The organism is Leisingera sp. McT4-56, assembly GCF_020514995.1.
Classification (GTDB): domain Bacteria; phylum Pseudomonadota; class Alphaproteobacteria; order Rhodobacterales; family Rhodobacteraceae; genus Leisingera; species Leisingera aquaemixtae_A.
This window is the reverse complement of sequence record NZ_JAJALF010000029.1, coordinates 1-23,858: the sequence shown is the minus strand read 5'-3', so window position 1 is coordinate 23,858 and position 23,858 is coordinate 1. Positions and strand designations below refer to the sequence as shown.

The window sequence follows — 23,858 nt, the reverse complement described above, 5'->3', positions numbered from 1 at the left end:
CCTAGTTGATCATCGTGAGGCCGCCCTTCAGGGTCAGCATCGCGTCGCCTTTGACGGTGGTCATCGGCGCTTTTGCCTCAACCATGCCGGTGCCTTCGATCTTGATCATCGGCCCTTTGATGGTGACGCCCGAGTTGTCGATCTTGACCGAAGACGCGCCCACGGTCAGCTTGATTTCCTGGCCTGCGCTCATGGCGATCTTGCCCGCGGTCACATCCACGGTCAGATTGCCCAGCGACACGGTTTCCGAGTGGTTGCCCTGGGCAATGGTTTCGGTCAGGTTGCCGGTGTCGATGTCCAGGGTCATGTTGCCGGTCTGGATGTTCTCCGACTTGTCTCCGGTCTCCACCACTTCCGTCCTGTCGCCCTGATGCACGGTTTCCGTCATGTGCTGCTGAACCGTGAACACATAACTCTTCTCGTCCGCCGAGGTGACTTCAGGGTCAGGCGCATCCATGCCCACCGTCACCGTCGAGCGGTCCTTGACCAGCATCTGGTGATCCTTCTCGGCCTGCACCCGCATCAGTTCGCTGTCTTTCTTGTCGTCGAACATCAGCTCGTTATAGCCGCCCCCGCCCTTTGACGAATTGGTCTTGATGCCCAGCTGGGTCTGGTCGTCAGGATAGGTATAGGGCGGCATTGTTTCCGCATTGTAAAGCATGCCGGTGCAGATCGGCCGGTCCGGGTTGCCGTCCTCGAACTGGATCACAACCTCCTGGCCCATCCGCGGGATCGCCACCATGCCCCAGTTCTTGCCGGACCACGGCGTCATCACCCGCACAAAGCAGGACGAGGTTTCGTTCTCCTTGCCCTCGCGGTCCCAATGGAACTGGATCTTGATGCGGCCGTGCTCATCGGTCCAGATTTCCTCGCCGCTCTGCCCGACCACGGTTGCGGTCTGCAGGCCCTGCACTTCGGGCCAGGGTGTCACCAGCGGCGCCCGGAACTGGTCGGACTTCAGGATCGCACTAAAGGTCGAAGCGTAAACGTCGTGCTCCATCTCCTCGGGCACATCCATGTTCTTCGGCTTCAGATCGCGGCGCATCGACCCTTGGTCAGCTATCTTCTTCTGCCTCTGGCTTTCCCGCTCGCCGTAATCCCATGCCACCTTGATGTGATGCTTGGCATCAATCACCAGGTATTCCTTGTTGTGCTCCTGCACCGGGTGCTCCGACATGGTGAAGGTGCAGCCGGTCACCAGCGTCGGCACGCTGGAGGCGCCGCGCCAGCGGATGTGCTTGATCGCCTCCGCTTCCATCCGCACCCGCGCCAGTTTGTTGCCGAGGCTGGAATTCTTACGGTAATGGCCCTGGTAGTCGTAGACCTCATAGTCCTTGTAGGAATGCTTGCCCTTGGCGATCGCAGAAGTTGCCTTGAGATCCGCCGAAGGTGTCAGGAAATCGAAGTCGTTCAGCGTGACCTTGCCGCGGGTGACGCGCTCGTCCTTGGTCCACTCGGAGATATGCTCTTCCCGCCGCCGGTCGCTGTCATCGCGGGAATGGAACTCAACGGTTGAACCGCCGCTGATCGGGGAATGGCCGCTGACCCCGTCGCACAGGATCAGCTTTTCCCGCGTGGTCTCGCCGACCGGGCTTTCGAAATAGTAATAGATCCCCTCCTCCTCCATCAGGCGGCACAGGAAATCAAAGTCGCTCTCGCGGTACTGCAGGCAATACTCCCGCTTCTCATAGCTCTCGCTCAGCTTGTCTGTGAAATCGCTGAAACCGTATTCGCCGAACAGCTGTTTGATAATCTCAACCGTGGTCAGCTCCTGAAACACCCGCAGGTCGCAGGTCCGCGTCAGCATCCAGAACCAGGGGCGCACTTCGGCCACATACATCTCATAGCCGTTGCGGAACCCGAGATGCTCGACCGAGACGCAAAATCCGTTGAACTGATGCTCCGTCTCCTTGCGCATCACATGCACATTCATCTGCTTGCCGACCAGATCCTCCAGCTTGGGCTGGGCCTTGGTTGCGGCAAATTCGATGGTGGTTTCGGTGAGCTTGCTCAGCCCCTCGCGCACAATCGCCCGGCTCATCATCAGCCCGTCGGTGGAATATGTCCCCGACATCCAGGCGAGGTCGTTTTCATGGCCCTTGCTTACAACCATGACTCCTCCTTTCCGCGAAGGGAACCGGGCCGGAAATTGCCGGCGGTGTTCTCAAACATTCGCATCACAAATCATCCAAAAGCGCGGCGAGGTCCGCATCCATTCCGTCGTCATCCCCGTCATCGTCATCATCGCCGTCCCCAAACGACGACAACAAATCGTCCAGATCCCCGAGGCCGTCGTCATCCCCGTCGCCGCCTCCGAAATCCAGGTCATCCAGGCCGAGATCATCGTCGTCATCCCCGCCCAAATCCAAATCAAGATCCAGGTCATCATCTTCATCGCCGCCGTCCGCAGGCGGCTTGGCCGCGGGCAGTCCGCGCGGGTCCGGCGGCGACGGCTCCGGCGCCGGCAAGCCGGTCCAGGGCCCCAGGATCTCATTGCCCTTCAGCGAGTTGAAGGAGGTCAGCCGCACCTCGTCCCGCCCCTTGACTGCGCTCACCGCCATAAAGCCGCGCTCCTGCGCCAGCGCGATCTTGTCCAGGTCGATGTTGCGCTCGGTGCAGGGCAGCGCCACCTGATCGCCGAACCTGTCGTTCACATAATGATAGGGCATCCCGCCCAGAGACATAATCTTTCCCAGCTGCAGCGACGGCCCGTTCTCCTTGAACGACCGCGCCAGCAGGATCGCCACCAGCACCACCGGATTGGCCCAGAGCATGCCGCGCAGGCCTTCCGCTTCGGTGAACTCCTCGAAATCGAACTCATAACAGGGCTCGGTTTTTTCCCCATAGGGGCGGCGCAGCAGGAACCGCGGGCTGACCAGCCCCAGATGCCCGGCTTCTGCCATGCCCTGCAGGGTGTCCCAGGCCTCTGCCACCAGCTTGGGCCGCTCCGCCTTGGGCGTTTTCAGGAACTCCGGCGATATCGACGCAAAGAAGGGCGCATCGACATGCGCCGCCACCCGCGCGATCCGGCCCAGCAGTTCCGCATGCGGCGGTGTTTCCTCGAACTGGTACATGCCGATCAGCGCCGAATAGCCGCCGCGCCCGTTCTCCTCGTCCAGCGGCTCCTCGGTCAAAAGCCGCACAAAGCCGGTTTTTGACAGGTCGTCCTCCGCCGCCAGATCCGCCGCCAGCTCCTCCGCCGAGATGTCATAGAGCATCACATCCAGCGTATCGTCCGCCTCAATCGAGCGCGCCATCAGATCCAGCGACCGCCACTGCGCCTCAACCGACTGAAACTCCGGATGGTGCAGCACCAGCCGCATGGCGTCAGACAGCGCCTCATCCACCGCTTTCTGCATTGCCGCCACATCCGGGTCCGGCAGCGCCCGGATATGCGGGCCCACCACCCGCGCCAGCAATTCCTCAACCGGCGTGGCCGGGCGCGGGCTAATGCCGGTGTCCTTGATCAGCTGCTGAAAGGCGCTCAACCGCTTGTCCGCAGGCACCGCGTTCCCCGCCGATGTCCGCTTTGGCGCCCGTGCCTTGGTGCCGTATTTCTCCGCCCAGGCCTTCAGCGTCTTGGCGGCGTGATCCGCCGTCGCGCCGCTCTGCAGCTGTTTGCGCAAGCCCACCAGCTCGGAAAACAGCTCGACGTTTTCATAAAGCTCATCCGGGTGCAGCCCGTCGAGATCCTCCAGCTTGACCGCAATGCCCGCACCCTCCTTGCCGATCGGCAGCACCAGCTCGGTGGCGAAGCTTTCGATCACATCCTCGACCGTGTCCGGGTCCAAGAGGATCGCCTTGCGCGCAGCCAAGGTATCGCCGGTCTCCAGCTGCCCCTTGGCGGCCCTGCCGGAAAAATCGCCCAGGATGGCCAGCCGGAACCGCTTGCGCTCCAGCTTCTGCGCCGCGGGCCGTTCCGCGCTCATGGTGCCATAGGCAAACTCCGGCTCCTCCGAGACCTCTGCCGCGGCTGCCTCCGGCGCCGCCGCATCGCTGCCTTCGTCCAGATCTCCCAGCAGCGCATCCAGATCATCACCGCCGTCCTCCGCGGCGTCCTCATCTTCACCGCCAAGATCGCCAAGCAGATCGTCCAGGTCCATGTCCCCGTCGTCTTCGGTCAGGTCGCTGTCCTCCTCCAGACCGCCGAGCAGCGCATCCAGATCGTCCTCGGCGCTCTCCGCATTCGCCGCCTCTTCGGCCTCCGCTTCTTCACCAAGCCCGGCCAGCAGACCGTCCAGATCGCCGTCCTCATCCTCATCAGCCCCGAGATCGCCCAGCAGGTCATCCAGGCTGGTGTCGTCCTCAGTCTCCTCGCCGTCCAGCCCGCCCAGCAGCGCGTCCAGGTCTTCCTCTGCCGCATCCTCAGGCCCAGCGCTGGCGTCGTCTTCCAAACCGCCAAGCAGGTCATCCAATGCCTCATCGGCATCGTCTTCCGACTCATCAAGGCCGCCCAGCAAGGCGTCCAGATCATCGCCGCCGTCTTCTTCGGAGCCTTCACCGCCAGCCAGCAGCGCATCCAGGCCGGAACTGTCCCCGTCTTCATCCTCCGCGGCATCCAGATCGCCGAGCAGATCATCCAAACCGCTCTCGTCTTCCTCAGCCGCTGCAGCCGGTTCGTCTGCGGCGTCCCCCAAAAGCGCATCCAGATCATCCGAAAGCGCAGGCTCTTTATCCTCTTCCAGATCCCCAAGCAGACTGTCGAGATCGTCGTCCGGCTCGGTGTCCCCGGCATCGTCCGCATCCGCCAGAAGCGAATCCAGGTCCGGATCTGAAGCCTCCTCCGGGTCCGCACCGACGGCATCAGCACCCAAGCCTTCCAGCACATCAGCAGCCTCGTCTGCCGTGCTCTCCTCCGGTTCGCCGCTGCCGAGGTCCGCCAGCAGATCATCCAGCCCGCTGTCCCCGGCCTCCGTTTCCTCAGAAGCCTCCAGCGTATCAAGCACAGCGCTCAGGTCCTCTTCACCGGTGTCCTCGTCCGGTTCATCAAGGCTGCCAAGAATACCGTCCAGATCCGCGCCGCCGTCCGGTTCGTCATCCGGCAGATCATCCGCCAGCCCGGCCAGCACATCCGCAGCGGCATCCGCCGTTTCGGTCTCTTCCGGCGCATCCAGGCTGTCCAGAACGGCGCTCAAGTCTTCACCCGCCACCTCTTCCGCTTCCGGCGCGGCGTCCAGCAGCCCGTCCAGAATGCCGTCGGCGCCATCGTCTTCAGCGTCCTCCACCTCAACAGCGGCCAGGCTCTCCAGCGCATCCTCTGTTTCACCGGCGGCCTCTTCCTCTTCGGGCGCATCCTCCAGCAGGCCGCCCAGCACATCGTCCAGGCCCTCGTCTTCCTCCAACTCCGGAACGGCCGCCTCCGCCAGGCTCTCCAAGGCTGCCGCTTCCTCTTCGCCGTCGTCCTCCTCGTCCTGTTCCAGATCCGCCAGCCCGCTCAGAACGCCGGAAACATCTTCCTCCGCTTCTTCGGAGACCTCCACCGCAGCCAGGCTTTCCAAAGCCGCGCCAGAATCGTCTTCATCTTCAGCCGCTTCCGGCTCCAGCTCTGCCAGCCCCTCCAGAATATCCGAATGATCCTCGGCGTCCGGCTCCTCCACCTCGACCGAGGCCAGCTCATCCAGTACCGAGGAGGTATCTTCTTCCGCCTCCGCCTCCGGCACATCCAGGGCCGCCAGGCTCTCCAGGGCCGCGCCGGCTGTGTCCTCTTCCGGAGCGTCTCCGGGCGCCTGACCGGAAAGACTCTCCAGAACACCCGCGTGATCTTCCGCAGCCTCTTCCTCGGTCTCTATCTCAGCCAGGCTTTCGAGCGCGTCATCGGCCGCGGTGTCCTCGGCTTCATCCACTGCAATATCCGCCAGCGCGTCCAAGACGCCGGAAGGATCCTCCTCCTCGGCCTCAGCCACCTCAACCGCAGCCAGGCTTTCCAGCGCCGCGCCTGCGGCATCCTCTTCGGCAGCTTCCTCTGGCTCCTGCGCCGCCAGCCCGGCGAGCACATCGCCCGAGGTGTCTTCTTCCTCCACAGGGATTTCCGCCTGCGCCAATCCTTCCAGAACGGATCCGGTCTGATCGTCCGCTTCGGTTTCCGGGACCTCCGCCGCTGCCAGCGACGCCAGCGCCTCGCCGGCTTCATCGCCCTGGTCTTCCTCGTCCGGCGCGGCGGCGCTCAAGCCCGCCAGCACATCCGCCGAACCATCATCCGCCACCGCCTCGGCAGGTTCCGCCGCCCGCAGCTCGTCCAACACGCTGCCGGAGGCATCTTCCGCTTCGGTCTCCTCCGGCACCTGGGCCGCAAGCCCTTCCAGCACCCCGGCAGAGGCATCCTCGGCTTCCGGCTCCGGAACGTCGGCCTGGGCCAGCCCTTCCAGGACCGCAGCAGATGTGTCTTCCTCAACAGTTTCCTGAACCTCAGCCGCTGCCAGCGACGCCAAGGCATCCGCGGCCTCGTCCTGCTGTTCCGTTTCCACAGGGGCCGCCGCGCTCAGGCCCGCCAGCACATCCGCGGAGGTGTCTTCCGGCTCCGCAGTCTCCGGCGCTGCAGACCGCAGCCCTTCCAGCACACCTGCCGACGCATCCTCCTCGGCCTGCTCCTCAGGCGCCGCTTCGCGCAGCGCATCCAGAACCCCGGCTGAGGCATCCTCAGGCGCTGCATCCTCAGGTGCCTGCGCGGCGAGACCGGCCAGCACGTCGCCCGTGGTGTCCGCTTCATCCTCCGGCAGCTCCAGATCGCGCAGACTGTCCAGCGCCGCGGCGCTCTCCGCATTTGCAGCCGGCGCCGACACCGCGGCCAGCAGCGACGGGTCGTTCAGGATTGTCTCGATCAGCGCCTCGGCGCCGGTCTTGCCGTCCATATAGGCCATCAGGTTCTGCAGCTGGGTGCGCGCCTCCAGCAGCGGGCGCAGCGCGTCGACCTTGGCGGCAATTGCGCCGGGTGAGAAATCCTCCATGCTCTCGAACGTCAGATCCACCGCCAGATTGCCCTCGCCGGTCAGCGTGTTCGGCACGGTGAAGGCCGCGCGCGGCGCCAGGCCTTTCATGCGCTCGTCGAAATTATCGACGTCGATCTCCAGGAACTTGCGGTCCGCCACCGCGGGCTGCTCGACTTCGGATTTGCCCACCAGGTCGCTCATCACGCCCATCACGAACGGCAGCTGCACCTTCTTCTCGGCGCCATACAGCTCCACGTCATATTCGATCTGAACCCTGGGCGCCCGGTTCCTTGCGATGAACTTCTGCGAGCTGTCAGCCATTGCCCTGCCCCTTCAGCTGGGCAATCTCCGCCCTGAGCGCCTTGATCTCCTCGTGCAGCTCCAGCACATGCGCGTCCACCACATCGGTCTCCGATTTCACCAGGTCGCGCAGTTTCTCGAATTCCGCCTCGGCTTCGGCCTCCACCGCCGACTGCATCGTGTTGACCAGGAGGCCGATGAACAGGTTTAGCACCGAAAAGGCGGTGATCACGATGAACGGCACGAAGAACGACCAGGCCAGGGGAAACTCTTCCATCACCGGGCGCACGATGCCCATCGACCAGCTTTCCAGCGTCATGATCTGGAACAGCGAATACAGCGACCGCCCCAGGGTGCCGAACCATTCGTCAAAGACGGCACCGTACATCATCGTCGCCATCACCCCGAAGACGTAGAACACGATGGAGATCATCACGATCACCGCGCCCATGCCCGGCAGCGCGTCCAACAGTGCCTGCACCACCGCGCGCATCTGCGGAATGACGGACAGAAGGCGCAGGGCACGCACCACCCGCAGGCCGCGCAGCGCCGACAGGCCCTGGCTGTCCGGGAACAGGCCGAAGGAGACAACGACGAGGTCGAAGATATTCCAGGCCGAGGAGAAGAACCGCCAGCCATAGGCAAACAGCTTCAGCGCCAGCTCCAGCACGAAGATGGTCAGCACCGTGGTGTCGATCACATCCAGCAGCCCGCCCGCATGCGCCCGCACCGCCGCCGAGGTGCCAAGGCCCAGCGTGATGGCGTTAAAGATGATGACGCCCAGAATGGCATTGGTCACCCACGGGCGCTCGACAAATTCGCGGGCCCGGTCCCGAAGCGTATCTGCGGTCTGCGCGCTGCTGTCCACGGTCTTTCTCCAGCCGGTCTTTCCATTGGCCGGGCGCGCGCAGCGCCCGGTGTCTTTCCTTCAGTTTCAGGCCGCGTCGAACACGGTCCCGTCCAGCACCTTGCTGGTGATCTTGTCATAGGCATAGCCGCCCACCGCGCCGCCCACGCCCAGGGCCAGATCCTTGGCGCCGGTGGCAATCGAGTTGCCATCAAGCGGCGCCAGCGCCAGGGCCGCGAACTTCAGCCCTTCGCGGAAAACCTTCAGCGCCTTCGGATCCTTGATCGTCAGTGCCTTCACCCGCTTCATCAGGTCCTTGATGTTGTTGGCCCAGCCGCGCGCGTCGGCATACATGATCTGGATCTTGTCGATCGCCTTCTGAACTTCGGCATAGTTATTCGCCAAAGCCGTATCCAGCGCCTTGCTGATCATCACCAGCTGCGCCTTTTTGTCCTGCACCGGGTGCTTCTTCAGCTTCTTGCCGACCTCACCCAGAAACTCCTTCTTCAGCTTCTCCTGCTGCTTCAGGATCTTGTTCAGGGTCTTCGACAGGTCATGCATCTTGACGACCATCTGGGCGTATTTCGCCTTCAGGGTATCAGCCGCATCCTCCACCGTCTTGACCGAGGGCTGGGAGATGCCGAGGAACTCCTGGAACACCGCCGCCGACACCTCGTTCGCCGCGTTCAGCGCCTTGTTGGAGGCCGCCTTTTCCACCACCACCAGGTTCTTCACCAGGATGGTCTTGGACTGATCGATATTGATCGCCAGCTTGCCGATGTCCTTGGCCAGCGACACCCCGGACTTGATCAGCCCGATGATGCCAAAGGCCGCGCCCGCGCCGCCGGAAAACGGCGAGGACGCCATTGCCGCGATGCTCACCGCCAGCCCGGCCAGGGTGCCCGCGATGGACACGCCAACCTTGATCTTGAACTTGGACCATTCCTTTTTCTTCTTCTGCAGATTGGTCCAGGCCTTCTGCGCCGCCAGCTCTGCCGCCTTTTCGCCGACCTTGATGTCGTTCTTGATGGCGTCGTTCAGCCCTTTCAGCTGCTTTTCCATCGTTTTCTTGTCAGCGCCCTTGTTGGCCATCTCGACAAAGGCCTTGTCGAACACCTTGCACTTCTTCGCGATGGTGTCGCGGGTCTGCTCAAAGACCTCGCTGGCACCGGCATGAAACTCCTGCTGCAGAAGCGGGTCTTTCTCGACCCCCTTCTCCATTTTCTTGTCCAGTTCGACCACGACCTTGAAGGACAATTGGGGCGGCTTGACCATCTCCAGCCCCGAAGCGCCGACATCGACGTTCTTCATGTCCATGACAATGTGTTTAACCATAGGAACTCCTTCCCCACTGAATACTTTTTGGCGTGATCAATCGAATGCGTAGGTGAATTCTCCGTCCTTGACGCCGATGGCCACTTTCTCGACTTCCGCGCCTTCCATCAGGCGGCGCAGGAACTCGTTGGAAATCTCCGGCAGCATGGTGTTGGTGACAATCGCGTCGATCATCCGCCCGCCCGAGTCCAGCTCCTGGCAGCGGTTGACGATTTCCCCGACCACGGCATCGGTGTATTCGAACGGCACCCCATGCGCCTCTTCGACCCGCTTCTGAATGCGGCCCAGCTGCAGCTTGGTGATCTCGCCGATCATTTCCGGGCTGAGCGGATAATAGGGGATCGTCACCAGACGCCCCAAGAGCGCCGGCGGGAACACCTTCAGCAGCGGATCGCGCAGGGCTTTCGCCATGCCTTCCGGGTCCGGCATCAGCTCCGGATCGGAGCACAGATCCATGATCGTCTCGGTGCCCACGTTAGAGGTCAGCAGGATCAGCGTGTTCTTGAAGTCGATCACGCGCCCTTCGCCGTCCTCCATGACGCCCTTGTCGAACACCTGAAAGAAGATCTCATGCACATCCGGGTGCGCCTTCTCGACCTCGTCCAGCAGCACCACGGAATAGGGCTTGCGCCGCACCGCCTCGGTCAGCACCCCGCCCTCGCCATAGCCGACATAGCCCGGCGGCGCGCCCTTCAGCGAGCTGACGGTATGGGCCTCCTGGTATTCCGACATGTTGATGGTGATGACGTTCTGCTCGCCGCCGTACAGCACCTCGGCCAGCGCCAGCGCGGTTTCGGTCTTGCCGACGCCAGAGGTCCCCGCCAGCATGAACACCCCGATCGGCTTGTTCGGGTTGTCGAGGCCTGCGCGGCTGGTCTGGATGCGCTTGGCGATCATTTTCATCGCGTGGTCCTGGCCGATCACCCGCTGGGCCAGCCGCTCTTCCAGGTTCAGGATGGTCTCGATCTCATCCTTGACCATGCGGCCCACCGGGATGCCGGTCCAGTCGCCCACCACGGATGCCACGGCCTGATGATCGACAATCGGCAGGATCAGCGCGGAATCGCCCTGCAGCGCCTCCAGCTCCGCGTTCTTGTCCTTCAGTTCCTGCATCAGCTTGGCGCGTTCTTCGTCAGACAGCGGGCTATCGGCGGCGCCTTCCGCCGCGTCATCCCCGGCATCCGCCGGAGCGTCCACGGGCGCGGCCCCCTCCCGGAGCTTGGCGCGCAGTTCCAGAATGCCTTCGACCACCGCCTTTTCCTTGTCCCAGCGCTCGGTCAGCCCGGCCAGCCGCTCCTCCTCGGCGGCCTTGGCCGCCTCCACCGCCTCGCGCCGGTCGGCAACCTCGTAACCTGCGGTCTCGTCGCGGCCGATAATCTCCAGCTCGGTGGTCAGCGCCTCGATCCGGCGCTGGCTGTCATCGACCTCGGCCGGCACCGCGTGCTGGCTGACGGCCACGCGGGCGCAGGCGGTGTCCAGCAGGCTCACCGACTTGTCCGGCAGCTGCCGCGCCGGGATATAGCGCGCCGACAGGCTGACTGCCGCCTCGATCCCCTCGTCCAGAACCTGCACCCGGTGGTGCTTCTCCAGCATCGAAGCGATGCCGCGCATCATCAGGATCGCCTTCGGGATGCCCGGCTCGTCGACCTTGACCACCTGGAAGCGGCGGGTCAGCGCCGGGTCCTTCTCGATGTATTTCTTGTACTCGGCCCAGGTGGTGGCGCCGATGGTCCTGAGCGTCCCGCGCGCCAGCGCCGGTTTCAGCAGGTTCGCCGCATCGCCGGTGCCGGCCGCGCCCCCTGCCCCGACCAGCGTGTGGGTCTCATCGACAAACATCACAATCGGCACCGGGCTCGCCTGCACCTCGTCGATCACCTGCCGCAGGCGGTTCTCGAACTCGCCCTTCATGCTGGCACCGGCCTGCAGCAGGCCCACGTCCAGCACCATCAGCCGCACATCCTTCAGGCTTGGCGGCACGTCGCCGCGGGCGATCCGCAGGGCGAAGCCCTCGACCACCGCGGTTTTCCCGACACCCGCCTCGCCGGTCAGGATCGGGTTGTTCTGCCGCCGCCGCATCAGGATGTCGACGATCTGGCGGATTTCCTCATCCCGGCCGACGATCGGGTCGATCTCGCCATTGCGCGCCTGTTCGGTCAGGTCGGTGCAGAACTGCTCCAGCGCCTCGCCCTTGCCCATCGCGCCCGGCGCCATCGAGCCGGACGCCTCGCCCGGCTCCGCCCCGCCGCCGGTCACGTTGGAGCCGTCCTGCGCCCCCAGCCGCTCCTCCGGCGAGCCGTCGGTGGCCTCGTTGAAATGGTCCGCCAGATCATCGGCGCCGATCTTCGCCAGCTCGGGCGACATGGAGGACAGGATGTTGCGCAGCGCCGGCGTCTTCAGCATCCCCAAGAGCAGATGCCCGCTGCGCACCTGGCCCGAGGAATAAAGCAGCGATCCCCAGACCCAGCCCCGCTCCATCGCGTCCATCAGGTGATCCGACAGGTCGGAGATCGTCGAGGCCCCGCGCGGCAGCATGTCCAGCGCCCGGGTCAGTTCGGTGGCAATCTTGCCCGCATCCAGGTCGTAATGCTGGATGATCCGGTGCAGGTCGCTGTCCTGCTGCGCCAACAGCTGATGCATCCAATGCACCAGTTCGACATAGGGGTTCCCGCGCATCTTGCAGAACACGGTTGCGCTTTCGACGGCCTGGTATCCCAGCTTGTTCAATTTGCCAAACAGCGCCACGCGGCTGATCTCGGTCATCTCAAATCCCTCCCTCTACTCGCTCTTCAGCCCCGGCGCCTAATCCCGGGTACAGGTACAAATCATTCACGTCCGGCTGGTCGGCATCCGGGTCCGGGCGCGACCGCACCCAGCTGGTGTGGCCCAGCCGGGTGGTGCCGCCCAAGGACGCCCGCGGCACCTCGTCGCCCGCCAGCACCAGGTTCACGTCCCAGTCCAGCACGTCGCCGGCGTAGGACCGCACAATCGCCCGCAGCCGGTTCAAGGCTGCGCCGCCCGGCAGCAGCCGCTCGTAATCCTTCAGCGTCAGCGGCCCGATGCGGATGCGGAACTTGGCAGACCGGCTCCAGACCTTGTCGCCGATGCTGGTGGCCTGCCCCAGCCCGCCATAGCCCAGCTGCCAGCGGTCATCCGGCTCCAGCTCCAGCCAGCTGCCGACATATTCCTCCAAAGAGACCGGCACTTCGAAAAACGCCGACAGGATCGACACCAGCCCCTCGGCGTTCTTGGCTCCCTTCGCCAGGTGGCCCGCGAAATGCAGCTTGGCCAGATCCGGCATGTCGTCCCGGTCGCGGAACTTGAAGCCGTTGTAGCCGATCAGCGACGCCACCTTGCGCGACATCGGATCATCGGCCCGGTCAAAGCTCACCGCGGGCGAGCCTTGCGTCCAGGCCCGGTACAACAGGCTCATCAGCCGGTGCGTCAGCATGTCGGCAAAGGCCACCATCGTCGGGTCGCGGTGGTTGCGCTTGCGATCGCGGGCGTATTCGGTCAGATGCAGCGGCAGCGGGCCTTGCGGGCCGAACAGCCCGAAGAACCGGTTGGTCAGCACCGCGGGCTTGCCGCCCTCGGCCGGCTTGAAGGCCGCAATGGTCGAGGGCGGAAACGCCAGCTCCGCCTCCTGCCCCAGACGCAGCATGTCCTGGCGCGGGCGGCGGCTTTCGCCAAGGCGCGGGGCGTCATCGAAATGCGCCTCCAATACCCTGAGGGCCTGAAAAACGTGGTGCTTTTCAGGCTCGATGGCCAGCCGGCCATACAGGCTCAGATCATCCGGCCAAGGCCCTTTTCCGGTCGCCATCTGGCAATTTCCCCGCGTTTTTCAGTCTTCAGGACTGTCTCCGTGAATGAGTTTATGCTGGCATAGCCGCGGAAGAACCGCTCCAGCACGGCCCCCAGCGCATAGATGTTGCTGCCCTCGAAGAAGCTCTCGTCAAAGCCCAGGGTGATCTCCAGCCCCCGCACCGCGGTGGACAGCACCTCGTCGCTCATCCGGCGCACGATGGGCCGGGCGCCGACGGACAGGATGCCCTCCAGCTGCTTTTCCGTCACCCGGTCGCCCAGCGGCGCATACAGCCCGACCAGCTCGCGCAGCGCCTCCGCCGACTGGCCCTTGCCGGTTTCGGCAATCGACGCGTAGTTCAGGCTCAGGTGCGAGATCAGCCGCCAGGCAGTATCGCCCTGCGCCAGCGTCGGATGCGGGCGGGTCGGCGACACCGGCAGCGTCACCTTATGCACCGGTCCGCCCTCCGGCAGGTGGAACACATTGTCATTGCCGGTCGCGAGCAGCATCGGCAGGTCGCGGTTGGTGCACAGCGCATTGACCGCCAGCTGCTCCAGCCCGGCCGAGTACGGCGCCTGCGCCCGGTCTACCAGCGTCAGATAGACCTCCGAGCCGAGGTAGGAGCTGCGCACCCCGCGCAGCCGCTCCTTCTCCGAGCGCTGGCGCATCCGCCGCTTGACGGTGTAATAGGCCGGGTGGCTTTCACCCGCGGCGGTGAAATCGTTGGCGGAGTAGAACGGGCGGAAGATCACGTCGTCCTCGCCCTCGCCGCTGATGCCGGTCACGCTCTGCAGCCCGTAGATCTCGAAATCGAGACCCGCGGTGCGGTTCGGGATCACATGGTGTTCGGTATCAATCGGCGCGATCCGCACCCGGTCGCAGCGTTTCTCGAACAGGTTCACGGCCGGCACCGCGTTCAGCTTGAACACCTCCGGCACCACGATCGGCGCGACTTCCGGCATCCCCTCGCGCAGCAGGATATAAAGGTCGACCTCATTGCCCTCGGACTTCTGCAAGCCCGCCTGCAGCCCCTGCAGCTCGACAAAGCGGAACCGCTCCGGCATCGCGAAATATTCCTGCAGCAGCCGGTAGCCATCATAGACCCGGCGCGGCAGCGGCAGCAGTGCCTCCTCGGGGCTGAACCCCTTCTGCACCACCTTGGCCTGGCGCAGCGGCAGCTGCCAGTCCGCCCGCCGGTCGGTGGAGCGCGCAACGATCCCCTGCACCTGGGTGCAGAGCAGTTCCAGCAGCGGCCAGCTGTTGCCCGCCTCGCCGGTCAGGTACAGCGTCAGCTTGTCCATCTCCAGCTTGCTGATCGGGTCGCCGTCGATCCGCTTGATCCGCAGCCGGATGCCGGCGCGGGCGTCATACCCGGTGGCAACCCCTGCCGCCACCAGCTCGCCGCGCCCGTCGATATACTGCGCCTCGGTGATCTGGATCGGCCACATGGTCAGATCGGCGGAGGTGCGGAACTCGCAGGGGGTCTGCTCGCCTTCGGTCAGCCGCGACCGCAGGGTGGAGCCGCGCTTCAGCACATAGCCGCTTTTGACCGCCGAGTTCGCCACATCCGGCTCAAACGCCGCGATCATCATCGACGGCGTCGGCGCCAGGTAATGCGGATAGATGATCTCCAGCAGGTTGGAGGTGAAATTCGGATACTGTAGCTCCAGTTCCAGCTGCACCCGCGCGGTCAGAAAGGCGGCGCCTTCCAGCAGCCGCTCGACATAAGGATCAAGAACCTCGACTCCCTCCATCCCCAGCCGGGCGGCAATCTTGGGATAGGCGGCGGCAAACTCCGCGCCCATGTCGCGCAGGTAGTTCAGCTCGTTCTCGTAATGGGTCAGCAGCCGTGTATCCATCACATGGCCCTTTCCATTTCCACTTCGCCGGTGGTCAGATCGACCTTGCTGCGCAGATACAGCTCCAGCGGCATCGGCTGCGCCCACATGTCGGCGCGGATCTCCAGCCCTACGGTCATCTCGGTGGCATCCGTCCCCTCCTGCAGCCGCACATCCACCGAACCGTCGATGATCCGCGGCTCGTATGTTGCGATCGCCTGCTTGATCGAGCGCCGGATCGCCTCCGCCTTCTCAGAGGTCGAGGCCTCGCCGGCCACTTCCACCAGCCCGTAGTTCAGCACCGAGGCCGACACCGACGGGTATTTTTCCGCATCGAAATGGCTTTCGACATTCTGGGTGTTCAAGAGCCAGGACAGGTCCCGCTGGATGATTTCCCGCAGCCGCACCAGGTCGATCACCCGGCTCTCGCGGGTTTCCTTCAGATCGCCGGGCGCATTGTCGGTCAGCCGGTCCAGCAGCGAAGGCTGCAGGCGCTCGGCCAGTGTCTTGTCAGCCATTCTCTACGCCGTGCCCATCCATCCGGAGTGTGCGCACATCCATGATGGCAATGTCCTCGTCGCCGATCGCCAGCAGCCGCTGGCCCAGACCGGTATAGGTTTCCTCGCCGGCATCCTGCCACACGGTGGCGCGTGCCAGCATCGACAGCCCGTCAGCCTTTTCGCTGCCGGGGTAACGGGTCGGGATCAGCGCCGCCATCGCGCCGCCGCCCGCCAGCGTCAGCGTGCCGGCGGTCCAGACCGCATCGCGCAGGTCGCTCGGCTCCTCCGCCTCGAACGAGACGATCTTGGAAAACGGCAGCCAGTAGTATTTGCCGTTCACAATCGTCTCCAGCACAGGGCCCAGCCGCATGTCGGCATCCGCGATCCATTCGAACCGCTTGCCGTTCACCTCGCCCGGGCTGGCCGGGGCTGCATCAAAGGCCTTGGCGCGCAGCTCCGCGGCTTCCTTCACCTTGCCCTGCGCCAGCAGCTTCTGCGCCTCGATCAGATGCGCCAGCCACTCTTCCGGCTCGCCTAGGATCAGCGGCGACTTCTCCCCGGCAAAGACCTTTTCGCGGTAGACTTCGCAAATGATCGCCTCGCGGTAGGCCTGCGCCATCACCGTGGCGCCTTCGTCCAGCCCGGCGGCCGCCTTCAGCTGGGCAATCGCCCGGTTCCAGTCGCCCAGCACGCACAGCAGCTGAAACAGGAAGACCCGCAGCTTGGCATTGCTTGCGTCCGCCCGGATCTTGGCCTGCAGCGCCTCCAGCGCCGCCCTGGGATCACCGGCTTTCAGATGCTCTTCGGGTGTCATGGGGCTTTACTCCGGAACTAGGGCTGGGTGCTGCAAACGGGATCAGAAAAACGGACCCCGGGCGCAGAGACGCCCGGGGCCGGCCATGGGTCTTACTCGACCTTGCCGGTCTGCACGTTCCACTTGAAGGTGCCTTCAGTGGTGAGCTTGCCGGTTTTCTGGTTGGTCGACTTGTACTCATGCTCCAGCGAAGCATAGGCCAGCGACCAGGTTTCTTCCGGGATGCCGTCTTCGCTGGCAGAGATGGAATAGCTGTCAACCACCACATCCTTGAACTTCCAGATCGAATAGACCAGCAGGCCCTGGCTGGCGCTGTCGCCGGAACGGCACCAGTGCATAATGATTTCCGGGCGCACGGTGCCGTTGGCCACCGACAGCGCCAGGTCGTTCGACGCCTTGCCCATCTGCGAGGTCAGCTCAACCTTGCCGAAGTTCGAGTTCGCGTGCATCCGCTGGGTCGAACCCAGATCGGTCATTTCAACTGCACGTTCCACGTTCCAGCTTGCCGACTGGACCACGATCCACTTCTTGTGGTTCTCCTCGGTTGCATCGCCTTCGATGTCCGAGATCTGTACGAACATGTTTGCAGCCATTTTGCTATCCTTTCAAAAATTTAGAACTCTACTGCACTATGCTTGGTTAAGGCTGGGGAGTGGGTAATCAGCCTCCTTTTTCCGAGGGCAGTTTCGATACCAGCCGCAGCGAGACCGAAAGCCCCTCGAGCTGGTAATGCGGGCGCAGGAAGAATTTTGAGGTGTAATACCCCGGGTTGCCCTCGACCTCTTCCACAACCACTTCGGCTGCAGCCAGAGGCTTGCGCGCCTTCTCGTTCTCCGAGGAGATATCCGCGTTGAAATCAACATAGTTGTTGATCCAGTCCTGCAGCCAGGACTCCATGTCCTGACGGCTTTTGAACGAGCCGACTTTGTCCCGCACCATGCACTTCAGATAGTGCGCGAACCGGCAGGTGGCGAACAGATAAGGCAGCCGCGCGCCCAGATTAGCGTTGGCGGTGGCGTCCGGATCGTCGTATTCGGCCGGCTTGTGCAGCGACTGCGCCCCCATGAAGGTGGCAACATCGGTGTTCTTGCGGTGGATCAGCGGCATCATGCCGTTCTTCGCCAGTTCCGCCTCGCGCCGGTCGTCGATGGCAATCTCGGTCGGGCATTTCTGATCGACGCCGCCATCGGTGGTCGGGAAGGTGTGGCTGGGCAGGTTCTCCAGCGTGCCGCCGCTTTCCACCCCGCGGATGCGCGAGCACCAGCCGTACATCTTGAACGACCGGGTGATGTTCACCGCCATGCCGTAGGCCGCGTTGACCCAGCCGTACTTGTCGCTGGTCGCGCCTGCGGTGTCCTCCTCAAAGGCGAACTCCTCCACCGGGTCGGTCTTGGAGCCATAGGGCAGACGGCCCAGGAACCGCGGCATTGCCAGGCCGACGTATTTGGCGTCCTCGCTTTCGCGCAGGCTGCGCCAGGCGGCATATTCCGGGGTCTGGAAGATCTTGGTCAGATCGCGCGGGTTCGACAGTTCCGCCCAGCTGTCCATCTGGAACAGCGTCGGCTTGGCGCCGGTGATCAGCGGCGCATGCGCGGCCGCGGCGATCTTGGACATTTCACCCAGCAGCTCGATATCCGGCGGCGAGTGGTCGAAATGGTAATCTGCCACCAGCGAGCCGTAGGGCTCGCCGCCCAGCTGGCTGAATTCCTCGGTGTAGATCTTCTTGAAGATCGGCGACTGATCCCAGGCCGTGCCCTTGAACTTCTTCAGGGTCTTCGACATTTCCTTCTTGGTGATCGGCATCACCCGGATCTTCAGCATCTCGTCGGTTTCGGTGTTGTTCACCAGATAGTGCAGGCCGCGCCAGGCACTTTCGAGCTGCTGGAAATCCTCATTGTGCAGGATCAGGTTGACCTGTTCGGTCAGCTTCTTGTCGATCTCCGCCACGATGCTCTCGATCGAGCGCAGCGCGTCATCGGAAATCAGCGCGGAGTTTGCCAGCGCCTGCTCGGCCAGGGTCTTGACCGCGCTTTCCACGGCCGTCTTGGCCTGGTCCGACTTGGGGCGAAATTCCTTCTGCAGCAGGCTTGCGAATTCGGCAGAGCCAAAGGCGGCTTCACCGGCAGCGGCTTCCGCCTGGAGTTCTTCTTCAGCCATCTTTGTCCTCCCCTATTATTCTTCGCTGTCGGCTTCGTTGCCGGGTTTCGGCTGCGCCGCCAGGGTTTTCAGCAGGCTCGGGTCCTGGATGATCTTGGAGATCAGATCCTCGGCGCCGGTCTTGCCGTCCATGTAGGTCATCAGGTTCGAAAGCTGGGTGCGCGCCTCCAGAAGCTCGCGCAGCGGCTCCACCTTGGCGGCGATCGCGGCGGGCTGGAAATCGTCCATGCTCTCAAAGGTGATGTCGACCGCCAGGTTGCCCTCGCCGGTCAGCGTGTTGGGCACGGTGAAGGCGGCGCGCGGCGCCATCGACTTCATCCGGTCATCGAAGTTGTCCACGTCGATTTCCAGGAACTTGCGGTCCGCCACCGCGGGCTGCTCCACTTCGGATTTGCCCACCAGGTCGCTCATCACGCCCATCACGAACGGCAGCTGCACCTTCTTCTCGGCGCCATACAGCTCCACGTCATATTCGATCTGGACCCTTGGTGCCCGGTTGCGGGCAATGAATTTCTGTGAACTTCCGGCCATCTAGGTCTCCTTACTCGTCTTGCTTTCACGGGTCCCGCAGCCGGTCCGGCCGCGGCCTGCCCCGTGTCGGTCAGTCTTCGTCGTCTTCGATGCCGCCAATGAGGTTGACGTTGTCCACCCCCTGCGGCGCCATGTCATTCATGATGGTGAGGAAGTCGGCCCCCACCAGCCGTTTGGCCCGCTCCAGCAGGATCGGCAGCGGGCTCGACGGTTCCGCGCGCCGGTAGTAGCCGATGATCCGGTCCAGCGCGTTGGACACATCCGCTGGCGAGTTGATCGCCCCCGGCGCGCCGCCCGGACGCCCGGCGGCAGCCGCAGCCGGGGCAGCCGCCCCGGCCTCCGCGGCCTCATCTTCGTCGCCGCTGTCCTCAGCCGCTTCACCCGCACCGACATTGGCATAGGTGCGGATGCGCTTGGCGATCTGCTGCAGCAGCTTGATCAGCGCGCTCAGATCCGGGCCCTGCCCCGGCGTCTGCTCGTCGAACACCGCCGAGATCGCCCGTACATTCTCCTCCGCCTTCTCCACCGCTGCCAGCCGTTCCGCAACGGTGTCCCCGTCGCTGTCCTGAAAGGCTGCGCCGATGGTGGCGGAATCCGGCACGTGCTCCATGTCCGGCGGCGCCGTCATCAGCCCTTCGGCAATTTCGATGTCGCGCAGGCAGAACCGCCCGAAGCCGCGGCTTTCGCTCAGCGGCGCCCGGCGCAATGAGCGGTACAGCGGCGACGCCCCCGCCATCCCGTCCGGCTGGCCGCACAGGTCCTGAATGGCGTTGATCCGCATCGTCGGGTCGCCGTCGTCCTCATCCAGCTCCGGATGGCAGGTGTCCCAGAAATCCTCCAGGCAGCCGCGGATATAGGCGGTTACATCGGCAAAGCCGGTCAGCCCCTCGGAATGCAAAAGCGCATCGCCCAGGAACACCGCCGCACGCAGGTCGTGGCTGCGCTCCAGCACTTCCAGCGCTTTCTTCTGAACTTCGCGGTAATCCGGATCGGTGGCTTCGATCTTCTCATCGCCCACCACCGACTCTTCGCCCGGCTGGGCCGCCAGCTCCATGTCGGTGAAGGCGGGATCGTATTCCAGATTTTCGCCGCTTGGGGCATCATCCCCTTTGGATTGCAGCAATACTGCAGGATCCATCGTCTTTCGCCCCCCTGGGTGCTTTGATTATTGGTCACGCAACCCTCAGGTAACGCAACGTAAAGCGGGAGCCACTCTTTTCGTGCCTGGTGGTTAAACCCGCGGAAACCTCAAACAATAACTTGACCCCAAGTGAGCCTTATCGCCATCCTAAAGTCAAACCTTTTCCAAGCTCTTACCCGCGGCTGAATGATGAGTATTGATCGTATTTCTGGCAAGGAAGTCAAAGAGATGGTCCGCGAGGGGGCCAAGAAGAGGATGAGCTTCGCCTTCTGCCTGGACCAGGGCAAGGACCCGCTGCTGATGATCCAGCCCGGCAAGAAACCGGAAACCCTGAAGACCCCGATGAAGAACGCGGGCGGCGGCCCGCCGATGGCCTGGGGCACTTATGTGGTGCGCTCCGGGGCGATGGAGATGATCTGCGAAAGCGCACCGCAGCGCATGGTCACGGAGCTCAAGAAGTTCCTCAAGCGCAACCCGGCCAAGGTCAACGTGCTGTTCTACGATGACGGCGGCAACCTGCTGGACAGCCTCAAACCCGAAGCCCCCGAGGGCCAGGTGACAGAGGAGGACGCCTCCGACATCTCCGCCACCGGCATCGACCCCGACGCCATCGCGCCGCTGAAACGGCGGCTGAAACGCATCCAGCCGCGCATCGGCCTCGCTCCCGGTCCCTTGGAACTGAAACTGAAACGCGCGCTGGCAAAATCCGTCAGCCTGATCAACGACGGCCGCCTGCAGGAGGCCGAGACCATGATCGTGGTGATCGAACGCGCCGTCGCCCGCATCGGCGCCGACCGTGAAGACGAAGCCAAATCGATGAAACGCGGCCAGCGCGAGATGGACCAGCGCTCGCTCGGCGCCCAGGTCAAACGCGCCCAGTCGCTGCAGGCCAATGTCGCCCGCGCGCCCGGCAAGGTCCGCGACCGGCTGGGCCGCGCCCTGCATGTGGCCGCCCGCCACCTGAAACGCCGCGACCTCGATTCAGCCCGCGACGCGATGGACAAAATCGAAAAGGCCCTGACCGCCCTGGTCTGACCCCGAAAACAGCCCGGCCCGCAGCGGTTGCGGGCTGGGCATCCCACCGGAACCCGGAGACAGTGATGCCCCTGAAACGCCTGCTGACTGCCCTCGCCCTGATCTGCCTGCCGCTGGCCGCCGCGGCGGAGACCGGCCCGCTGCGGGTCGAGCTGAACAAGGCCGAGGAAATCGAGGGCGGCGGCTGCCGCGCCTTCTTCCTGTTCCGCAACCAGACCGGCAAAAGCTTCGAAGGCTTCGAGATGTCGCTCGCCATCCTCGACAGCCAGGGGGTGATCGACCGCCTCCTGTCGATCGACGCCGCCCCCCTGCCCGTCCAGCGCACCACCCTGAAACTGTTCGAAATCCCCGAGATCGCCTGCAGCAACATCTCGGAGATCCTGCTGCACGACATCACTTCCTGCCAGCCCCAGAACGAGGAGCAGATGGACTGTTTCCCGATCCTCGAGCTCGGCTCCCGCGCTGCCGCGCAGCTGGTGAAGTAAGCCATGAGCGGCACCTGGGACATGCTCGGCACCGGCGGCCCGGTGATTGCGCTTCTGGCGCTGATGTCGCTGCTGTCGGTCACCGTAATTGCGGTCAAGCTGATCCAGCTCTGGCCGGTGCGCTCCGGCCAGGACGCCCGCGAACAGGCGCTGACCCTGTGGAAGGACGGCGACCGCAAGCAGGCGCAGGACAGCATTGCTGGCGGCAGATCCCCGGCCGACAGGGTGATGGGCTACGCCATGCAGGCGCTGCAGGAGGGCCTGCGCGGCCCGCTGCTGCAGGACGAGCTGCAACGCCGCGGCAATGAGGAGGTGAACCGGATGAATTCCCTCATCCGCCTCCTGGAGCTCATCGCCATGGTGTCGCCGCTCCTGGGCCTCCTTGGCACCGTTCTCGGCATGATCCAGTCGTTTCAGGAACTGGAGCTGGCGCAGGGCGCCGCCAATGCCTCGGTGCTGGCCGGCGGCATCTGGCAGGCGCTGCTGACCACTGCCGCGGGCCTTCTTGTGGCAATCCCCGCCGCCGTTGCCGCCGGTCTCTTCGCCGCCCGCATCGACGCCGCCGCCCAGGCCATCGAAAGCGCCGCCGGCCGCCTGCTGCTGATCGACGGGTCGCGCTGACACGGGGGGAACGCCGCCATGATGATCAACCGGCCCGCACGCCCCCGCGCCCTGATCTCGCTGGTGCCGATGATCGACGTCATGCTGATCCTCTTGGTGTTCTTCATGGTGACCTCCACCTACCTGAACCTCGACATGATCCCGGCGGTGAAACCTTCCGAAGGCTCGGCCGGCAGCAGCCAATCCCCGGCCGGCACACTGATGATCCGGCTCGGCGCCGACGGCGTGCCGGTGCTGCGCGGCACCGCGCTGGACGGCGGAACCCTGCGCGCCGCCCTCGCCGCAGCGGTGGCAGAGGAACCGCTGACCCAGGTGGTGATCCTGCCCTCCGGCGCGGCGCAGACCCAGGCGCTGATCGCCGTGATGGACAGCGCCGCCCTGGCCGGCGTCACCCGCCTGCGCGTCCTGCGGCTGGAGGCGGCGCAATGAAGCTCAACCGCCCCGCCCGCAGCCCCCATACCGAAACCATCATCGCCCTGATCGACGTGGTGTTCTTCCTGCTGGTGTTCTTCATGCTGATCGGCCGGATGGACGCCACCGCGCCGTTCGACGTCCGCCCCGCCACCGCCGTCACCGGCCGCGACATGCCCGCCGGCGGCATCACTCTCGCCATCTCGGCGCAAGGCGCTTTGGCGCTGGACGGCAACGAACTCCCCCGCGCGGCTCTCTCCCCTGCCCTCTCCGCCCTGCTGGCAGACGACCCGGAGCTGCGCCTGCGCATCAACGCCCACCGCGCCGCAGAGCTGCGCAACGTGCTGCCGCTGGTGGCCGAGGGCGAGGCGCTGGGGTTCAAGGACGTGGTGCTGGTGGTCACCCCGGAAACCGACGGGTGACGCGCCAGCCTGCCATATGGGCGCTGGGGCTTGCGGCCTCCTCGCTGGTGCACGCCGCAGGCGCCGGCGCGCTTCTGATCTCGCTCACCCCGGACCCGCTGCCGCAGCAGCCAACCCCTGAAAGCAGCCTCAACCTGCAGGCCCACCGCATTCCCCGGTCCGAGGCGGTGCCGCAAGCGGCCAAAGGCGCGCAGGCCCCTGAAGCCCAGCCGCAAAGCCAGGGCCTCGCCGCCGGCAGCATCCCGCAGTCCAAGGCCCTGCCCCAAGCCCCCGCGGCAGACAGCCTCGCCTCCGCTGCCCCGCCGGCGGACAGCCTGCCTCCGGCGGCGCCGCGGGCATCCGCGGCGGCTCCGGCCCCGGCGGCGGCAAACAGGCTCGCCAGCACTGCGGCGCCCGCCGCCAGCCTGCCCGTTGCCCGCTTGCAAAGCACGCCTGCTGAAACTGCCGAACCATCCGCAGCACAGGCCGTCCAGGCGGCCGCTGCCGTCCAGCAGGCACCCTCCGCAGTGCCGGAGCCGGTCTTGCTCGCCGCTGCAGAAGGCCCCGCTGTCCCGCTGCCCGATGCTGCTGCCCCGCTGGCCTCCGCCGCAGCCGTGCATCCCGCCCCGGCAGCCCTGCCGCAGGCGGTCCCGGCCAGCCAGCCCAGCCCGGAGGCGCAGCCCGAGACCACCGCCCTGCCCGGCACCGACCCCGACC

18 protein-coding genes and 2 pseudogenes are annotated in these 23,858 nt (G+C 64.7%); 6 read left to right on the top strand and 14 right to left on the bottom strand.

The features are described from left to right. Window position 1: 1 nt before the first annotated feature. From LHL23_RS21290 to tssA, 14 genes and pseudogenes are all read right to left on the bottom strand, one after another. The gene (locus LHL23_RS21290; RefSeq protein ID WP_226431469.1) at window positions 2–2,113 is read right to left on the bottom strand and encodes a type VI secretion system Vgr family protein; all 2,112 of its coding nucleotides are present in this window, start codon (window positions 2,111–2,113) and stop codon (window positions 2–4) included. Window positions 2,114–2,177: 64 nt separating this feature from the next. Beyond that, on the bottom strand, window positions 2,178–5,660 hold the full coding sequence (locus tag LHL23_RS23610) for a type VI secretion system contractile sheath domain-containing protein (protein ID WP_413229489.1): 3,483 nt from the start codon (window positions 5,658–5,660) through the stop codon (window positions 2,178–2,180). A 1,089-nt stretch (window positions 5,661–6,749) separates the two neighbouring features. Beyond that, window positions 6,750–7,247 (bottom strand): annotated as a pseudogene (gene tssB / locus LHL23_RS21280) (type VI secretion system contractile sheath small subunit); the annotation flags it as partial. Continuing rightward, complete coding sequence (locus LHL23_RS21275; RefSeq protein WP_222480177.1) at window positions 7,240–8,094, bottom strand: ion transporter; 855 nt, start codon at window positions 8,092–8,094, stop codon at window positions 7,240–7,242. The gene LHL23_RS21275 and the pseudogene tssB (LHL23_RS21280), both read right to left, overlap by 8 nt. Before the next feature lie 66 nt (window positions 8,095–8,160). Beyond that, window positions 8,161–9,408, bottom strand: coding sequence for a hypothetical protein (locus LHL23_RS21270; RefSeq protein ID WP_226431468.1), 1,248 nt, complete (start codon window positions 9,406–9,408; stop codon window positions 8,161–8,163). A 36-nt stretch (window positions 9,409–9,444) separates the two neighbouring features. Beyond that, entirely contained in the window at window positions 9,445–12,168 is a 2,724-nt protein-coding gene (tssH, locus tag LHL23_RS21265) for a type VI secretion system ATPase TssH (protein ID WP_226431467.1), read from the bottom strand. A 1-nt stretch (window position 12,169) separates the two neighbouring features. Further along, entirely contained in the window at window positions 12,170–13,225 is a 1,056-nt protein-coding gene (gene tssG, locus LHL23_RS21260) for a type VI secretion system baseplate subunit TssG (protein ID WP_222480173.1), read from the bottom strand. Beyond that, window positions 13,189–15,066: a type VI secretion system baseplate subunit TssF gene (gene tssF, locus LHL23_RS21255; RefSeq protein ID WP_226431466.1), complete on the bottom strand. Its 1,878-nt coding sequence runs from the start codon at window positions 15,064–15,066 to the stop codon at window positions 13,189–13,191. The genes tssG and tssF overlap by 37 nt, the downstream gene beginning before the upstream one ends. Then, a complete protein-coding gene (gene tssE, locus LHL23_RS21250) occupies window positions 15,066–15,563 on the bottom strand; it encodes a type VI secretion system baseplate subunit TssE (protein ID WP_222480169.1) in 498 nt (165 codons plus the stop codon). Before tssE ends, tssF begins: the two co-directional genes overlap by 1 nt. Then, window positions 15,556–16,359 carry a type VI secretion system accessory protein TagJ gene (locus LHL23_RS21245; RefSeq protein WP_226431465.1) on the bottom strand — a complete coding sequence of 268 codons (804 nt, stop codon included), beginning with the start codon at window positions 16,357–16,359 and terminating at the stop codon, window positions 15,556–15,558. The genes tssE and LHL23_RS21245 overlap by 8 nt, the downstream gene beginning before the upstream one ends. Window positions 16,360–16,451: 92 nt before the next feature. Continuing rightward, window positions 16,452–16,940, bottom strand: coding sequence for an Hcp family type VI secretion system effector (locus LHL23_RS21240; RefSeq protein WP_226431464.1), 489 nt, complete (start codon window positions 16,938–16,940; stop codon window positions 16,452–16,454). Between the two features lie 79 nt (window positions 16,941–17,019). After that, window positions 17,020–18,516 (bottom strand): type VI secretion system contractile sheath large subunit, encoded by a 1,497-nt coding sequence (tssC, locus tag LHL23_RS21235; RefSeq protein ID WP_222480163.1) that lies wholly within the window; start codon window positions 18,514–18,516, stop codon window positions 17,020–17,022. Window positions 18,517–18,531: 15 nt separating this feature from the next. Continuing rightward, window positions 18,532–19,047 (bottom strand): type VI secretion system contractile sheath small subunit, encoded by a 516-nt coding sequence (tssB, locus tag LHL23_RS21230; RefSeq protein ID WP_222480161.1) that lies wholly within the window; start codon window positions 19,045–19,047, stop codon window positions 18,532–18,534. A 70-nt stretch (window positions 19,048–19,117) separates the two neighbouring features. After that, window positions 19,118–20,185 (bottom strand): type VI secretion system protein TssA, encoded by a 1,068-nt coding sequence (gene tssA / locus LHL23_RS21225; protein WP_226431463.1) that lies wholly within the window; start codon window positions 20,183–20,185, stop codon window positions 19,118–19,120. A 189-nt stretch (window positions 20,186–20,374) separates the two neighbouring features. On the opposite strand from tssA, the gene LHL23_RS21220 reads away from it, so the two are divergent. The 6 genes and pseudogenes from LHL23_RS21220 to LHL23_RS21195 all read left to right on the top strand — a co-directional run. Beyond that, complete coding sequence (locus LHL23_RS21220; RefSeq protein ID WP_226431462.1) at window positions 20,375–21,223, top strand: hypothetical protein; 849 nt, start codon at window positions 20,375–20,377, stop codon at window positions 21,221–21,223. A gap of 65 nt (window positions 21,224–21,288) precedes the next feature. Next, window positions 21,289–21,708, top strand: coding sequence for a hypothetical protein (locus LHL23_RS21215; RefSeq protein ID WP_222480153.1), 420 nt, complete (start codon window positions 21,289–21,291; stop codon window positions 21,706–21,708). Window positions 21,709–21,711: 3 nt separating this feature from the next. Then, entirely contained in the window at window positions 21,712–22,329 is a 618-nt protein-coding gene (locus tag LHL23_RS21210; RefSeq protein WP_226431461.1) for a MotA/TolQ/ExbB proton channel family protein, read from the top strand. Between the two features lie 18 nt (window positions 22,330–22,347). Next, window positions 22,348–22,758, top strand: coding sequence for an ExbD/TolR family protein (locus tag LHL23_RS21205; RefSeq protein WP_226431460.1), 411 nt, complete (start codon window positions 22,348–22,350; stop codon window positions 22,756–22,758). Further along, window positions 22,755–23,162 carry an ExbD/TolR family protein gene (locus tag LHL23_RS21200; protein WP_226431459.1) on the top strand — a complete coding sequence of 136 codons (408 nt, stop codon included), beginning with the start codon at window positions 22,755–22,757 and terminating at the stop codon, window positions 23,160–23,162. Before LHL23_RS21205 ends, LHL23_RS21200 begins: the two co-directional genes overlap by 4 nt. Beyond that, a pseudogene (locus LHL23_RS21195) lies at window positions 23,159–23,858 on the top strand (hypothetical protein); the annotation flags it as partial. The gene LHL23_RS21200 and the pseudogene LHL23_RS21195, both read left to right, overlap by 4 nt.

Excerpts from the sequence above, each read along its gene's own strand:
- LHL23_RS21270 (WP_226431468.1), bottom strand. The coding sequence starts at position 9,408 with ATGGTTAAACACATTGTCATGGACATGAAGAACGTCGATGTCGGCGCT.
- LHL23_RS21240 (WP_226431464.1), bottom strand. The coding sequence starts at position 16,940 with ATGTTCGTACAGATCTCGGACATCGAAGGCGATGCAACCGAGGAGAAC.
- LHL23_RS21245 (WP_226431465.1), bottom strand. The coding sequence starts at position 16,359 with ATGACACCCGAAGAGCATCTGAAAGCCGGTGATCCCAGGGCGGCGCTG.
- LHL23_RS21200 (WP_226431459.1), top strand. The coding sequence starts at position 22,755 with ATGAAGCTCAACCGCCCCGCCCGCAGCCCCCATACCGAAACCATCATC.
- LHL23_RS21220 (WP_226431462.1), top strand. The coding sequence starts at position 20,375 with ATGATGAGTATTGATCGTATTTCTGGCAAGGAAGTCAAAGAGATGGTC.
- LHL23_RS21290 (WP_226431469.1), bottom strand. The coding sequence starts at position 2,113 with ATGGTTGTAAGCAAGGGCCATGAAAACGACCTCGCCTGGATGTCGGGG.
- tssA (WP_226431463.1), bottom strand. The coding sequence starts at position 20,185 with ATGGATCCTGCAGTATTGCTGCAATCCAAAGGGGATGATGCCCCAAGC.
- tssC (WP_222480163.1), bottom strand. The coding sequence starts at position 18,516 with ATGGCTGAAGAAGAACTCCAGGCGGAAGCCGCTGCCGGTGAAGCCGCC.
- tssG (WP_222480173.1), bottom strand. The coding sequence starts at position 13,225 with ATGGCGACCGGAAAAGGGCCTTGGCCGGATGATCTGAGCCTGTATGGC.
- tssE (WP_222480169.1), bottom strand. The coding sequence starts at position 15,563 with ATGGCTGACAAGACACTGGCCGAGCGCCTGCAGCCTTCGCTGCTGGAC.
- LHL23_RS21210 (WP_226431461.1), top strand. The coding sequence starts at position 21,712 with ATGAGCGGCACCTGGGACATGCTCGGCACCGGCGGCCCGGTGATTGCG.
- LHL23_RS21205 (WP_226431460.1), top strand. The coding sequence starts at position 22,348 with ATGATGATCAACCGGCCCGCACGCCCCCGCGCCCTGATCTCGCTGGTG.
- LHL23_RS21215 (WP_222480153.1), top strand. The coding sequence starts at position 21,289 with ATGCCCCTGAAACGCCTGCTGACTGCCCTCGCCCTGATCTGCCTGCCG.
- tssB (WP_222480161.1), bottom strand. The coding sequence starts at position 19,047 with ATGGCCGGAAGTTCACAGAAATTCATTGCCCGCAACCGGGCACCAAGG.
- tssF (WP_226431466.1), bottom strand. The coding sequence starts at position 15,066 with ATGGATACACGGCTGCTGACCCATTACGAGAACGAGCTGAACTACCTG.
- tssH (WP_226431467.1), bottom strand. The coding sequence starts at position 12,168 with ATGACCGAGATCAGCCGCGTGGCGCTGTTTGGCAAATTGAACAAGCTG.